Origin of the sequence: Olsenella sp. HMSC062G07 (assembly GCF_001811895.1) — a bacterium.
Taxonomy (GTDB): Bacteria; Actinomycetota; Coriobacteriia; order Coriobacteriales; family Atopobiaceae; genus Olsenella_F; species Olsenella_F massiliensis.
In genome coordinates this window covers 125159-139520 of record NZ_KV806945.1, presented here as the reverse complement: position 1 = coordinate 139520, position 14362 = coordinate 125159, and the positions used below count along the sequence as shown (strand labels likewise).

7 protein-coding genes are annotated in these 14362 nt (G+C 66.9%); all 7 read right to left on the bottom strand.

Annotated elements, in window-relative coordinates:
* Positions 1 to 73 precede the first annotated feature (73 nt).
* Positions 74 to 997: a nucleoside triphosphate pyrophosphohydrolase gene (gene mazG, locus HMPREF2826_RS02670; protein ID WP_070638959.1), complete on the bottom strand. Its 924-nt coding sequence runs from the start codon at positions 995 to 997 to the stop codon at positions 74 to 76.
* A 24-nt stretch (positions 998 to 1021) separates the two neighbouring features.
* Positions 1022 to 4453: a transcription-repair coupling factor gene (gene mfd, locus HMPREF2826_RS02665; RefSeq protein ID WP_070638956.1), complete on the bottom strand. Its 3432-nt coding sequence runs from the start codon at positions 4451 to 4453 to the stop codon at positions 1022 to 1024.
* Between the two features lie 96 nt (positions 4454 to 4549).
* Entirely contained in the window at positions 4550 to 7834 is a 3285-nt protein-coding gene (locus tag HMPREF2826_RS02660; RefSeq protein WP_070638954.1) for a 4-alpha-glucanotransferase, read from the bottom strand.
* Between the two features lie 2 nt (positions 7835 to 7836).
* Entirely contained in the window at positions 7837 to 9327 is a 1491-nt protein-coding gene (glgA, locus tag HMPREF2826_RS02655; protein ID WP_070638952.1) for a glycogen synthase GlgA, read from the bottom strand.
* Positions 9328 to 9354: 27 nt separating this feature from the next.
* Positions 9355 to 10449 carry a glucose-1-phosphate adenylyltransferase subunit GlgD gene (gene glgD / locus HMPREF2826_RS02650; protein WP_070638951.1) on the bottom strand — a complete coding sequence of 365 codons (1095 nt, stop codon included), beginning with the start codon at positions 10447 to 10449 and terminating at the stop codon, positions 9355 to 9357.
* A gap of 2 nt (positions 10450 to 10451) precedes the next feature.
* Positions 10452 to 11600 carry a glucose-1-phosphate adenylyltransferase gene (locus HMPREF2826_RS02645; RefSeq protein ID WP_058270768.1) on the bottom strand — a complete coding sequence of 383 codons (1149 nt, stop codon included), beginning with the start codon at positions 11598 to 11600 and terminating at the stop codon, positions 10452 to 10454.
* A 35-nt stretch (positions 11601 to 11635) separates the two neighbouring features.
* The gene (locus HMPREF2826_RS02640; RefSeq protein WP_070638949.1) at positions 11636 to 14074 is read right to left on the bottom strand and encodes a glycogen/starch/alpha-glucan phosphorylase; all 2439 of its coding nucleotides are present in this window, start codon (positions 14072 to 14074) and stop codon (positions 11636 to 11638) included.
* Between the last annotated feature and the right edge of the window lie 288 nt (positions 14075 to 14362).

Sequence of the window (14362 nt, the reverse complement as noted above, 5' to 3'; positions counted from 1 at the left end):
ACGGGGCGAGGGCCGGCCGGCGCGAACTCCGTAGGACCGACAGCTCCCCGTGGGCGGGCGGCTCCCGGCGAGCCTAGGCGCCGCGCTCCCACCGCTTGGCCTCGTCCCAGAGCTGGTTGAACTCCCGTACGGACAGCTCGTCCAGGCAGATCTGTCGCTCGCGGGCCTGCCGCTCCATGAACGCCCAGCGACGGCGAAACTTGCGATTACTCCTGGCAAGCGCGCCCTCAGCGTCGATGCCCTCGTGTCGGGCGACGTTGACCAGCGCAAAGAGCAGGTCGCCAAACTCCTCGGCCGCCGCCTCGCTGCCTGGCGCCTCCGCCTCGAACTCCTTGCGCTCGCTCTGCACCTGGGACCATACCGCTCGGACGTCCTCCCACTCGAAGCCCGCCGCGGCGGCGCGCTTTGATATCTTCTGGCACTGCAGCAGCGCCGGGAGCGAGACGGGAATGCTATCCAGGAGACCTGACGTCTCGCCGTCGTCGGATGCGCCCTTGGCCTCGCGCTCCTGACGCTTCACGTCGTCCCAGATGTCAAGCACCGCGTCGGCGGATGTAGCCGTCATGTCCTGGGCTCGCGCGCCAAAGACGTGGGGATGTCGTCTCACGAGCTTCTCGTTGAGGTCGTGGCAGACGTCGTCCACGGTGAAGTCGCCCTCGTCGGCGGCCACCTGCGCATGGAGCAGCACCTGCTCCAGCACGTCGCCCAGCTCCTCGCGCAGATGGGCGACGTCGCCGTCCGCGATGGCCTCGACGGCCTCATAGGCCTCCTCCACCAGATGCGCGGAGAGGCTCGCATGGGTCTGCTCCCTGTCCCAGGGGCAGCCGTCCGGCTGCCGCAGCCGCCATATCGTGCGCACCAGCCGGTCAAACTCCGCGTGCGTCCCCGGACAGCCCGTGCGCTCCCTCGTCTGCTCGTCGGCCTCCTGGGCCTGCCGGTCCAGGGACCCCGCGCAAAGGCCCGCGTCCCGCGACGCCGCCTGCGATCCGTCTGTCATGCATCCTCCTCGCCTCGCTCGCGCCTACTCGTCCGCCTCGTCGGCGCCGCCTATCTCCTCCAGGACGCCCAGGGCCGCCGGCAGCAGCTCCTCCTTGCCGGCGTGATACGGGTACGAGAGGCGCCTGCTCTTTGTCTGATATATGCCCCGGCGCTGCTTGAGCCTGACGGCCTGAGGTCGGGTGAGGTCAAGTCCCTGGTAGATGAGCCTGCCTGCCGACACGGACACGCTCGTGAGGCCCAGGCGCTCTCCACGTATGCGAATGCGGGCCCTGTCAAAGAGGTTCTTGCCCGCAAGAGGCAGGGCGCCGCGCTCCTTCTCGAGCGACGCCTGCAGCTCGTCCACCGTCTTGAGCTCCGTGGCGGCGGCCAGACGACGGTAGGCGAGCACGCGCTGGTCCACCTCGGGCAGGTATTCCTCCGCGAGGAAGAAGTCGGCCGGCAGGTTGATGATGACCTCGGGAAGCTCCACCGCGCCCCCCTCGCCGCGGGCCTCGGCGACGGCCTCGCCCAGCATCTGCGTGAAGAGGTCAAAGCCCACGCTCGAGAGGTTGCCGTGCTGCTCCGCGCCAACCAGGGACCCCGCGCCGCGAATCTCGAGGTCGCGCATCGCGATGCGCATGCCGCTGCCCAGGTCCTGATACTCGTCGATGGCAAGGAGGCGGTCGGTGGCCTCGGGCGTGAGCGCGCCGTCGGTGGGGAACATGAAGTAGGCGTAGGCCTGCTGACGACCTCGGCCCACCCTGCCCTTGAGCTGGTAGAGCTGGGCGAGGCCCAGCCGCTGCGAGTCCTCGATAACAAGCGTGTTCGTGTGGGGGTTGTCGATGCCGCTCTCGATGATGGTCGTCGCCACGAGCACGTCGATCTCGTGCTCCTGGAACTGAAGCATCACGTCCTCCACGGCATCGGCGCTCATCTTGCCGTGCGCCACGCCCACGCGCGCCTCGGGGGCCGCCTCCATCACGCGCTGGACGGCGTCCTCGATGGTGGTCACGCGGTTGCTCACGTAATAGACCTGCCCCTTGCGCCCCAGCTCCGTCCGGATGGCGTCCGAGACCACGTCGGGGTCCCACTCTCCCACGCTCACCTTCACAGGGAGCCGGCCGGGGGGCGGCGTCATGATGAGGCTCATGTCGCGCACGCCGCTCATGGCCATCTGCATCGTGCGGGGGATGGGCGTGGCCGAGAGCGTCAGGACGTCCACCTGCTCACGCATGTTCTTGAGCTGCTCCTTGTGCTGGACGCCAAAGCGCTGCTCCTCGTCGATGATGACCAGCCCCAGGTCATGGGGACTCACGTCGGCGGAGAGGAGGCGGTGCGTGCCGATGAGCACGCTCACGCTGCCGTCGCCAAAGCCGCTGAGGGCGCGGCGCTGCCGGGCGGGGCTCACAAAGCGCGAGAGGACCGCCACCTTGAGGTCGAAGGGCGCAAAGCGCGCGAAGAAGGTCTCGAAGTGCTGCTGGGCGAGGATGGTCGTGGGACACAGGACCATGACCTGTTTGCCGTCCTGGCAGCATTTGAAGGCGGCGCGCAGCGCCACCTCCGTCTTGCCAAAGCCCACGTCGCCGCAGAGCAGGCGGTCCATGGGGCGGCTCGCCTCCATGTCGGTCTTGACGTCGGCGATGGCGGAGGCCTGGTCGGGCGTCATCGCGTAGGGAAAGCTAGCCTCCATGTCGGCCTGGGCGGGCGTGTCGGCCGAGAAGCCGAAGCCCGCCACGGCCGAGCGCCTCGTGTAGAGGTCCACGAGGTCGAAGGCGAGCTTCTTGGCGCTCGAGCGGGCCTTGCCCGTGGCGCGCGACCAGTCCGCGGTGTTGAGGCGCGTGAGCCGCGGCTGCGCGCCGTCGGGCCCCACGTAGCGCGTAAGGCGGTCCACCTGCTCGAGCGGGACGTAGAGCTTGTCGCCCGCCGCATATTCGAGCAGGAAGTAGTCGCGCTCCCTGCCCGCGACCTCCTGGCGCACGATCTGAGTGAACAGGGCGATGCCATGCGTGGCGTGAACCACGTAGTCGCCGGGCTTGAAGGGAAAGGTGACGGCCGTGGGATCGATCCGCCTGGCCTTGCGCCGGGAGGCCAGGCGCGAGCTGAGGTCGCTGACGGACAGCACGGCAAGGTGCGCGGGGGGCACCACGACGCCGGCGGGCACCGGGGCGTCCACGACGGTGACCATGCCCCCCCTAAGCGGGCCTGCGTCTGGCGACGCGCCGGTCGAGAGCCGCTCCTCGAAGGGAATCGACTCGTCCACCAGGGTGAGCTTGACGCTCTCGCGGGCGGCGCGGTCGGGCACCGCGAACACGATGGCGTCGCGCTTCTGCACGAGCTGACGCAGGCGGCCGACGAGCTTGGCGTTGCCGCCCGCGATGTGGGGCTGCTCCACCATGAGCCCCGAGGTCGCGGCGGTCTTGGCCCTCGCGAGCGAGGAGAGCGAGAGGCGCTGCTGACTGCCGAAGTCGAGGTCGCGCGGGCTCGTGTATAGACCATCCAGCGGCTCGTGGGCGCCCTGCGCCGCCCCGGCCACGTCGTCGAAGCCGCGCTGGCAGTCGTCGATGAGGGCTCGGGGCTCCGAGAGGATGACGAGCGCGTGCGAGGACATGTGCTCAAGGGGGCTGGCGGAGCCCCCGTACAGGTCGGGAAGGTACTTGTCGAGCTGAGGCGCGCGGGCGCCCCTCTCGATGAGCTCGAGGTCGGCGGCGATGCGCGTCGAGTTCTTGGCGCGGGCCTCGAGCGACTCTTGTGCGGCGGCGACGGTCGCCGGCGTGAGCGCGATCTCGCGGCAGGGCCTGACGGCCACCTCCTCGAGCTCGCCGATCGTCTGTCCCGTGGAGGGAACCATGCGCCGCACGCGGTCAACCTCGTCGCCAAAGAACTCCACGCGCACGGGGGCCGTCGCCTGGGCGGCAAACACGTCAAGCGCGTCGCCGTGCAGGTGGAAGCTGCCCGGCGCGCTCACGTCCTTGCTCGAGCCCGCGTCGGCATAGCCCATGCCCACGAGAAGCGACGCCGCCTCGTCCGTCTCGAGCTGGTCTCCCACGGCGAGGGTGCAGGAGGCGAAGAAGCCCGACCCCACGGGCGGCACCCTCCTGAGAAGGGAGCGTCCGCTCGCCACAACGATGCAGTCGTCGCCGGCAGCAAGACGTGCGAGCGCCTGCGCGCGAGCGCCGACGACGGCGTCGTCGGGGTCGCGCTCCGACCAGGGAAGGTCCGTGCGCTCGGGGTAGCGAAGGACGTCCTTGGCCCCCACCCAGGCGGCGAGCGCGCGGGCCATGCGGTCCGCCGCCTCCTCGCCCGAGACGATGACCAGGGTCGGGCGGGGACGGGCGGCCCAGGCGCAGGCGACGACCAGGGGCCTGGCGCTCTGCGCGACGGAGAGGTTGGCGTCGCGGCCCGCCTCGAGGTCGGCCTTGACGGACGCGAGCTCCCGCGCCGAGAAGAGCAGTTCTGAAACACGATTGATAAGCATTACGTTCCAACCAAACGAAAGGAAAATGTCCTAGCGTGCCCTCACATGCGCCCGTCCTGCCGCCCTCATCTGCGAGCGACCCTGTGGGCGTGGCTCCTACCTCCCGCTCTCGCTCACGAGCTCGTGGAGCACCTCGCGGGCCGCGTCAAGCGAGCCCACCTCGGCCTGCCACTGCCAGTTGCCGCAGGCCACGCCCGGCACGTTCATGCGCGCACCCTCACCCAAGAGCAGCAGGTCCTGCAAGGGCAGGATGACCACGTCGGACGGCGCGTCTGCGCAGGCGCTCAGCAGTCTGCGAGCCACGTCCAGGGCCGCGTGACGGTCGTCAGAATCTGTCATGTGAAAGCCATAACGCCGTACCACCCACCCCAGGAGGGTGTTGGTGTCGTGCGTGGAGCTGTAGGCCACGGAGCCGGCGGCGGGATGGTAGCCCTCGCGCACGTCCGTGTCCTGGAACTGGATGATGTCCATGCCCGGGAACCCCGTCAGGGCCGTGAGCGCCCGCACCGCCGGCGTCACGGAGCCCAGGTCCTCCGCCACCACCGGCAGGGCACCCAGGCGCTCGTGGGCCGTCTTGAAGAGCTCAAGCCCAGGAGCGTAGTTCCAACGGCCCTCGGAGGCGCTTGCGCCCGCCGGGATGCTGAAGTACGACGAGAAGCCCAGGAAGTGGTCGAGACGCACGTAGTCATAGAGCTCGAAGGCGCGCTCAAGACGCCGGAGCCACCATGAGAACCCGTCCTTCCGATGACGCTCCCAGTCATAGGTGGGGTTGCCCCACACCTGCCCCGCCGCCGCGAAGGCGTCAGGCGGACATCCTGCCACCTCGGCGGGAAGCCCGTCCTCTCCCAGAGAGAACAGCTCGCGCTCGGCCCACACGTCCGAGGAGTCGGCCGAGACGTACATGGGCATGTCGCCGATTATGGCGACGCCCCGTTCATGGGCGTAGCGACGCAGCTCGCCCCACTGCCGCATGAAGGCAAACTGCAGGCCCAGGACGCGCCGGACGCCCCTCTTGAGCTCCCGCCTGGCGGGCAGGCCCGTATGCCAGCTGCGATAGCGGCTGGGCCACTCCTGCCAGGGGGTATCGCCCATGCGGTCCTTGATGGCGCGGAAGGTGGCGTACGGCAAAAGCCAGCGCTCGTTGCTCTCGACGAAGCGACGGAACTCCGAGGTCCCCTCAAAGTCCGTGGGCAGGACGGAGGGGCCGTCATCGTCGTCGATGCCCCACATGAGCGAGACGTTGCCGGCAAAGGCCGAGAGGCCGGCGTAGGGCGAGCCAAACTCGTCCGTCGGGTTGACGGGCAGCACCTGCCAGTACCGTGCGCCCGCGCGGGCGAGCATGTCGATGAAGCGTCGGGCGGGCTCGCCGAGCGTGCCCGCATGCCCGGGGCGCTCCAGGTTGGGCAGCGACGTGATGTGGCACATCACGCCGAGCCCGCGCTCGAGGGGCCTCTGGAGACGAAGCTCCTCGTGCGGGTGGATGACGGCGGTCCCCAGCGGCCAGAGGCGAACCTCCACCTGGCCGTCACGCACCTTTTGGCGCGCGCCGCTCACCACGTCGTCCGCAATGGGGGCGTCCACCCGGATGTGGATGACGCGCGACTCCGTGAGCGAGGCGTTCGCGAGCACGCAGACTGAGCCTCCCTCGCCGCGGCGCCAGAACCCAAAGACGTCATCCCCCTGCGAGAAGGGCTCAAAGCTCCCGTCCGTGGGGGGCGGCAGCGCCCGCCGCAGGGCGATGGCGTTGCGATAGATGGCAAAGCAGTCCTCGTCGACGTGGCCCCAGGGGAAGGTGGCGCGGCAGTAGGGGTCGGCGTAGCCCTCAAGGCCCGCCTCGTCACCGTAATAGACGCTCGGGACGCCCGGAAGGCACATCTGGAGGAGCGCGGCCACCCAGAGCCTGCTCACGGCCCGGGAGCGTTCGTCCGGGCCCAGGCGAAAGACGCGGCGCTCGTCGTCGGTCAGCTCGTCCGCCTGGGGGGCGTCTCCCAGCACCGTGAGCAGGCGTCTGCGATCATGGCTGCCCAGGAGGTTGAGCTCGCCGGCAAAGCTCTGGGGAGGGTAGTTCTCATGGAGCGACTGGAGCGTTGCCGCAAGCTCGCCCGCCGTGCGGTTGTTGGTGACAAAGCCCAGCAGGGCGCTGCGCAGGGGGTAGTTCATGGTGCCGTCAAGCTCCGAGCCCTGAAAGTAGCGGCGGAGCCTGCCGTAAGACACCTTGTGGGAGGCGTCCTCCCACACCTCGCCGATGACGACGGCGTCGGGCCTCTCGGCGAGGGCGGCGCTCTTGATGTCCTCGATGAACTCGTCCGAAAGCTCGTCGGCCACGTCAAGGCGCCAACCACGGGCGCCCAGGCGCAGCCACGTGCGCACCACCCCGTCATAGCCGCAGATGAGCTCACGGAACTCGGGGCTGTCATCGCGCACGGCGGGGAGGTCCTCGACACCCCACCAGGCGTCGTAGCTGCCGTCGTCCCTGAACGTGAACCAGCTGCGATACGGCGAGGCGTCGCCCTGGAAGGCGCCGAGCTCCGCAAACACGCCAGCTCGGTTAAAGTACTTGGAGTCGGCGCCCACATGGTTGAACACGCCGTCCAGGATGATGGAGATGCCCCGCGCCTCGGCGTCCGCGCACAGGCGGCAAAAATCCTCCTTGGTTCCCAAGGCTCCGTCTATGCGCAGGTAGTCAACCGTGTCATAGCGATGGTTGGAGCTTGCCGCAAAGATGGGGTTGAGGTAGAGGACCGAGACGCCCAGGCCCCGGAGATAGTCAAGGCGCTCGCGGATGCCCTCGAGCGTGCCTCCGTAGAAGTCCCAGGCGGCGATGCTGCCGTCGGCGTTGCGCTCATAGCTCGGGTAGGTGTCCCATCGTTCGACGAGACGCCGCTCGGGCCCGCGATACGGCGTCGCAAGGTCGCCCTCCACCTGCTCGCGCCAGCCCGCGCCCCGCGCGAAGCGGTCGGGAAAGATCTGGTAGACGACGCCCTGCGCGTACCAGGCGGGCAGCCGCCCGCGTTCCGCGTCGTATACGGTCAGCTGGAACGAGGGTGGCTCTCCGTAGGCGAAGGCCCCCTCCCCGCAGGCGTGCTCGCGAGCCGCCCCGTAGCGCCACACCGTCCCGTCGGCCGCCTGCACCTGAAAGCTGTACCACACGACCTCGGGGCGGTCGGGCACGAAGGTCACCGAGAAGCGCAGGTGGTCACCCTCGACCCTGCTCCGCATGTCAAGCAGGCGCTCGCCCCGCTCATCCACCCAGAGGCGCAGGCGGGCGGTCGCCGCCGGCTCGTCCCACACGTCCAGCGACAGCGAAACGGCGCCCCCCGACTGGACGGCGCCGAACGGATTCCTATAGCAAAGCTCTGACGTTACGTGCTTGGCCCTCACGCCTACCTCTTTTGGTCGTACCTGATGATTTCCGGGTGCAGGCCGTGATAGATGCCAAGGTACTCGTCGGCCGCGCGGCTCCAGGAGAAGTCGGTGCCCATCGCCTGCCGTTGTAGCTTAGTCCAAGCCTCCTTGTCCGTCCAGAAGACCTCGCAGGCGCCCAGCAGGCAATCGGCCATCTCGTCGGCGTTCATGTTGGTAAAGCGGAAGCCCGTGCCTGTCCCCGTGAACTTGTTGTAGGGCTCGACGGAGTCCTGGAGGCCGCCGGTCTCGCGCACGACCGGCAGGGTGCCGTAGCGCATGGCGATCATCTGGGAGAGGCCGCAGGGCTCGAACTCGGACGGCATGAGCAGGATGTCGCCGCCGGCGTACATGCGATGGCTGAGCGCGTTGTCAAAGGCGATGCGGGCGCTCATCATGTCGCCGTAGGTCCAGTCAAAGTACTTGAACGCCTCCTCCTGGTCCTTGTCGCCCGTGCCAAGGACGGCCACCTGGACGCCTCGTTCCATGAGGCGGTTCATGGCGTAGCGCACGAGCCCCAGGCCCTTCTGGTTGGTAAGGCGCCCCACCATGACCACGAGCGGGCGCTCGGGGTCCTCGCGCAGGCCAAGCTCCCGCTGGAGCGCCTGCTTGTCCTGGGCCTTGAGCTCGAGGGAGTCGGCGTCATACTTCAGGGGGATGAGCTCGTCGGTGGCGGGGTTCCAGGCGTCCTGGTCGATGCCGTTGAGAATGCCCTTGAGCACGTTGGAGCGGCGCCGGAAGATGTCGTCCATGCCCTCGCCGAAGAAGGGCATCTGAAGCTCGCTGGCGTAGCTGGGACTCACCGTCGTGATGACGTCCGTATAGCAGAGCGCGCCCTTCATGTAGTTGATGGAGTCGCGGTCACAGTACAGCTGGCCCGCCGCGGTGGGGTTGTCGGCGAGTCCCAGGATGTCCGCGAGAACCTTGTCGGAGTATTGTCCCTGGAACTTGACGTTATGGACCGTGAAGACGGTCTTCACGTTGCGGCAGGCTTCCGACGCCTGGTAGAACTCCCGCAGGAACACGGGGGCAAGGGCCGTCTGCCAGTCGTTGCAGTGAAGGACGTCAACCTGAAGCTCGGGAAGGAGCTCTATGGCCTCGCAGACGGCCTTCGAGAAGAACGCGAAGCGCTCCCCGTCGTCAAAGTAGCCGTAGGCGCTCTCGCGCTTGAAGTAGGCCTCGTTGTCGACAAAGTAGACGTCGATGCCGTCGATCGTGAGCTTCTCGATGCCGCAGTAGACGCTGCGCCAGGAGAGGGGCACGTAGAAGTCGGCGATGTGCCTCATCCGCCCCTGGTACTCCTCGGGAATGAAGGAGTACTTGGGGAGGATGACCGACACCTTGGCCCCCTTGGCCCTGAGTGCGGCGGGCAGGGACCCGGCGACGTCGCCCAGGCCGCCCGTCTTCACGAACGGGACGGCCTCCGAGGCGGCGAAGAGTATCTTGATCCTGCGTCTGACGCTGGTTGCCATGAGTCTTCCTTCTGCGGGTGGCGTGAGCTATGCCTCCGCCTTGTCCTTGATGAAGAGGGCGTCGGGGGTGCCGCGCAGCTCGGTATGGGCGGGGACCACGTTGTTGCGGTCAACGATCGCGTATTCCACGCGCGCGCCCGTCTCGATGACGCAGCCCTGCATGACGATGGAGTTGCTGACGCTCGCGCCCGTCTCGACGATGACGCCGCGACCCAGGATCGAGTTGGTGACCGACCCCAAGATCCGTGCGCTGCCCGAGATGCGGGAGTTGGACACGTGGGAACCCGCCTCGAACTTTGCGGGCGCGTTGTCATGCGCCTTCGTGCGGACGGTCCGCCCCTCCGGGAAGAGCTCGGCGGAGATCTTGGGGTCAAGCAGGTCCATGTTGGCGCGGAAGTAGGCGTCCTTGTCGAAGATGGCCGCCGCATACCCCTCGTAGTCATAGGTCTGAACCTTGACCCTGCCGTAGTCGGGCGCGAGGGCCTCAAAGAGGTCGAGGTAATCGGTCTGCGCATACCACTCGAGCATCTGAAGCAGCAGCTTGCAATCAACCACGAAGCAGTCCAAAAAGGCGGTGTCGCCAAACTTGACGCCGTGCTTGACGCCCGTGACGCGCCCGTCCTCGACGGCAAAGCCGCACACGTCCACGTCCTTGCCGGAGGCCTTCTTGGTGAGCACCGTGATGTCGGCCCCGGACGCGCGATGGGCCGCGACGAGGTCGCGGTAGTCCATGTTGTAGACGAAGCTCGCCGAGGTGATGATGCAGAGGTCCGAGCTGCCGCGCTGCATGTACACCTTGTTGTGGGCCAGGTCGCGCAACAGGAAGCGCGAGCCGGTGCGCGAGGTGCCGAAGGCGGAGCCGGGCAGGATGAACAGGCCGCCCTTCTTGCGATTGAGGTCCCAGTCGCGGCCCGACCCCACATGGTCGATCAGGGAGCGGTAGTTGTAGGGCATGATCATGCCGACGGTGCGGATGCCGCAGTTGACCATGTTGGAGAGGGCAAAGTCGACGACGCGGTAGCGACCCAGGAAGGGGAGGGACGCCACCGGGCGCACCTCGGAGAGAACGCTCGGATACTTTGTGGAGTAGTTAGCCGTGATGATGCCGAGAATCTTCTCCATGACTACTCCTCCCCCTTTCCGACGACGACGTTGTTGCCGATGACCGCCGTGTCCCTGGTCTGGTCCACGCTGCCGAGCACGACGTCCTCCTCGACGGTCGAGTGCTCGCCCAGGATCGCGCGAACCACATGGGCGCCGTCCTTCACGCAGGCGCCGGGCAACAGCACCGACGCCTCGACGATGGCGCGCTCGCCGATGCAGGCGTCGGTCGAGATGATGGAGTGCACGGCCTTGCCAAAGATGCGGGCGCCGTTGCCCACGAGGCAGTCGTCAATCTCGCCGTGGGGCCCGACGTAGGCCGGCGGCCTTGTCGAGGCGTTGCTCATGATGGGGGCGCCGGCGTCAAACAGGTCGAACGCGGGGTGGCTGCCCAAGAGGTCCATGCTCGTCTCGTGATACGACGAGATGGTGCCGACGTCGCGCCAGAAGCCGTTGAACTCATGGGTGTAGAGCCGCTTGCCGTCGGCAAGGAGCTTGGGGATGATGTCGTTGCCAAAGTCGTGCTCGGAGGACTGGTCGACGGCGTCCGCCTTGAGGGTGTCAACCAGCAGCTTGGCGTCAAAGATGTAAATGCCCATGGACGCCAGGTTTGAGTCGGGCTTGTTGGGCTTCTCGGTGAACTTGACGATCCGGGCGTCGGCATCCTGCGTGATGATGCCAAAGCGGGAGGCCTCCTCCCAGGGCACCGGCATGACGGCGACGGTGAGGTCCGCCTCGTGACGCTTGTGGTTGGCGAGCATCTCCTGGTAGTCCATGCGATAGAGCTGGTCACCCGAGAGGATGAGCACGTACTCGGGGTCGTTCTGCTCGATGAAGCCGATGTTCTGCGTCACGGCGTCCGCCGTACCCGCATACCAGGCGCCGCCCGACTGCGTGGCGTAGGGTGGCAGGATGGAGACGCCCCCGTCGCTTTCGTCGAGGTTCCACGCGCCACCGGTGCCGAGGTACGAGTGGAGGAGGTACGGACGATACTGGGTGAGCACTCCCACCGTCTTGATGCCCGAGTTGGCGCAGTTGGACAGTGCAAAGTCGATGATGCGGTACTTGCCGCCAAAAGAGACGGCGGGCTTGGCGACATCCTTGGTGAGCACCCCAAGCCTGCTTCCCTGTCCGCCGGCAAGAAGCATGGCGACGCATTCCTTCTTGCTCATGACCACTCCCCCTTCATACCTTTCTGGACTGGTTCCTATGCACCAATATGCCAAATGTCAGCCGCGTACTCGCGGATGCTTCGGTCACTGGAGAAATACCCCGACCGAGCTGTGTTGTGGATGGCGTGTCGGCACCAGGGGCGACGGTCGCCGTAGGCGGCGGTGAGCTCCTTCCAGGCGTCAACGTACGAGCGGAAGTCCGCGAGGACCAGGTCGTGGTCGTTGCGGGTCATGAGCTCGTCGCGAATCGCCTCGAAGTTGCCCGAGAGGCGCGCATAGGTGCCGTCCGTGAGGCTGTCCACGACCCGACCGATGCCGTCCCGGTCGCCGTTGTAGACGTCCCAGGCCCAGTAGCTGCCGGAGGAGCGCAGGCTGTCGACCTCCTCGGTCCTCAGGCCAAAGATCTTGATGCTGTCGTCGCCGACGAGCTTGGCGATCTCCACGTTGGCGCCGTCATAGGTGCCCAGCGTGATGGCGCCGTTCATCATGAGCTTCATGTTTGACGTACCCGACGCCTCGGACCCCGCCCACGAGATCTGCTCGGAGATGTCTGCCGCGGGATAGATGAGCTGGGCGTTTGACACCACGAAGTTGGGCACGAACGCCACGCGGAGGCGGTCGTTGACGCGCGGGTCGTCGTTGACGACGTCGGCGACGGCGTTGATGAGCCTGATGACCTCCTTGGCGAAGGCGTAGCTCTGGGCGGCCTTGCCCGAGAAGATGAAGGCGCACGGGCGCACGTCAAAGCCGGGGTCGGCGAGCAGGCGCTCGCGCAGGCTCATGACCTTCATGATGTTGAGCAGCTGGCGCTTGTAGGCATGAAAGCGCTTGACCTGCACGTCGAACACCATGGAGGTGTCAAGCTCGACACCCGTCACCCGCTTGACGTAACGGGCGAGACGCGCCTTGTTCCAGCTGCGTGCCTTCTCGAACTCCTCCTGGAAGGCAGGGTCGTCCTCAAAGCGCTCGAGCTGCGAGAGCTCCGAGGCGTCCTTGAGCCAGCCCTCGCCGATGCTGTCGCAGATCAGGCGGGCATAGGCGGGGTTGGCGTTTCCGAGGAAGCGGCGATGCGAGATGCCGTTGGTCTTGTTGTTGAACTTTTGGGGCTCAAGCTCATAGAACGAGTGGAGGGTGCTCTCCTCGAGAATGCCGGTGTGCAGCGCGGAGACGCCGTTGACCGAGTGGGCGAAGATGACCGAGAGGTTGGCCATGCGCACCTGACCGTCCCAGAGGATGGCGGTGTCGCGCAGCAGATCCTGCCAGTTGTCACGGTCGCGCGGGAAGTGCTCGAAGTAGCGTTGGTCGACCGTCTCGATGATCATGTAGAGACGGGGCAAAAGCTCGCGGAAGACGCCGATGGGCCAGCGCTCGAGCGCCTCGGGCATGATGGTGTGGTTGGTGTACGAGATGGTGTCGAAGGCTATCTTGAACGCCTGGTCAAAGTCGACACCCTTCTCGTCCACGAGGATGCGCATGAGCTCGGGGCCGCACATGGCCGGGTGGGTGTCGTTGGTGTGAATGGCGATATGGTCGGCAAAGTGCTCCCAGTCCGGCCCGTACTTGGCCTCAAAGGCGCGCAGGATGGTCTGGAGCCCGGCGCTCACGAAGAGGTACTCCTGCTTGAGGCGCAGGAGCCTGCCGTGCTCGCCCGCGTCGTTGGGATAGAGGATCTGGCTGATGGCCTCGACGTCGGACTGGAAGCGCATGGCCTGGGCGTAGTCGCCGGCGTTGAACGCCTGAAGGTCGAAGTCCTCGCTCGCGGGCTCGGCGCTCCAGATGCGCAGGTTGTTGACCGTGGTCCCGCCGTAGCCGATGAGCGGCACGTCGTAGGGGACGGCCTTGACGAGCTGTCCGCCCTCCTGGGTGAACCAGTAGCGGCCGTCCTGCTCGTGGCGCACGACGGTGCCGCCAAACTGCACGAGGACGGAGGAGCCGTCGTTGCGCGTCTCCCAGGCGTAGCCGTGCTGGAGCCAGTTGTCCATCTTCTCGACCTGGCGCCCGTTCTCTATCTCCTGGCGGAAGAGGCCGTAGCGGTAGCGCATGCCGTTGCCGTGGCCGTTGATGCCCAGCGCTGCCAGCGAGTCCATGTAGCAGGCGTCCAGGCGACCCAGGCCGCCGTTGCCCAGGCCGGGGTCAACCTCCTGCTCCTCCAGGGCGTCCAGCTCGGTGCCCAGCTGACGACAGCCGGCCTTCACGATGTCGCGGCATCCCAGGTTGAGCAGGTAGTTGTCAAGCAGGGGGCCCAGCAAAAACTCGATCGAGAAGTAGTAGACGTCCTTCCCGTCATTGGCGCTCGACGCCACGCGAAGGTTGCGCGACTTGCGGGCTATGAGGCTGGCGAGGGCAAAGTAGCGGTCGCGCTCGTCAAGCTTCTCGTAGGTCTTGGCAAAGGTCGTCTGGCAGGACTCGCGATACTGCCTCACAAAGTCGTCAACGTCCGCGAAAATCTCGTTGGAAAAGGGCTCCTGGGTCATCGTCACCTCTCCTTGCGTCACCAGTCAGCAGGCAGGCGAGCCCCCCCTCTGGCAACTCGCCTGCCACAACGACCCTATTGTTACATCTTTCAGCCCCGTTTGGCCCAGGGCGCGACGGTCTTTTTCATCTCGACGCCTTGCCCCGGGCGCAGGGTCGCCTGGCCGGGGGCGGCTACTTGCCCTTCTTGGCGGTCGCCTTCTTGGACGCCGCCTTCTTGGCGGGCGCCTTCTTGGCGGGTGCGGCCTTCCTGGTCGCCGCCTTAGACGCCCCGGACGCCGCTGACGACG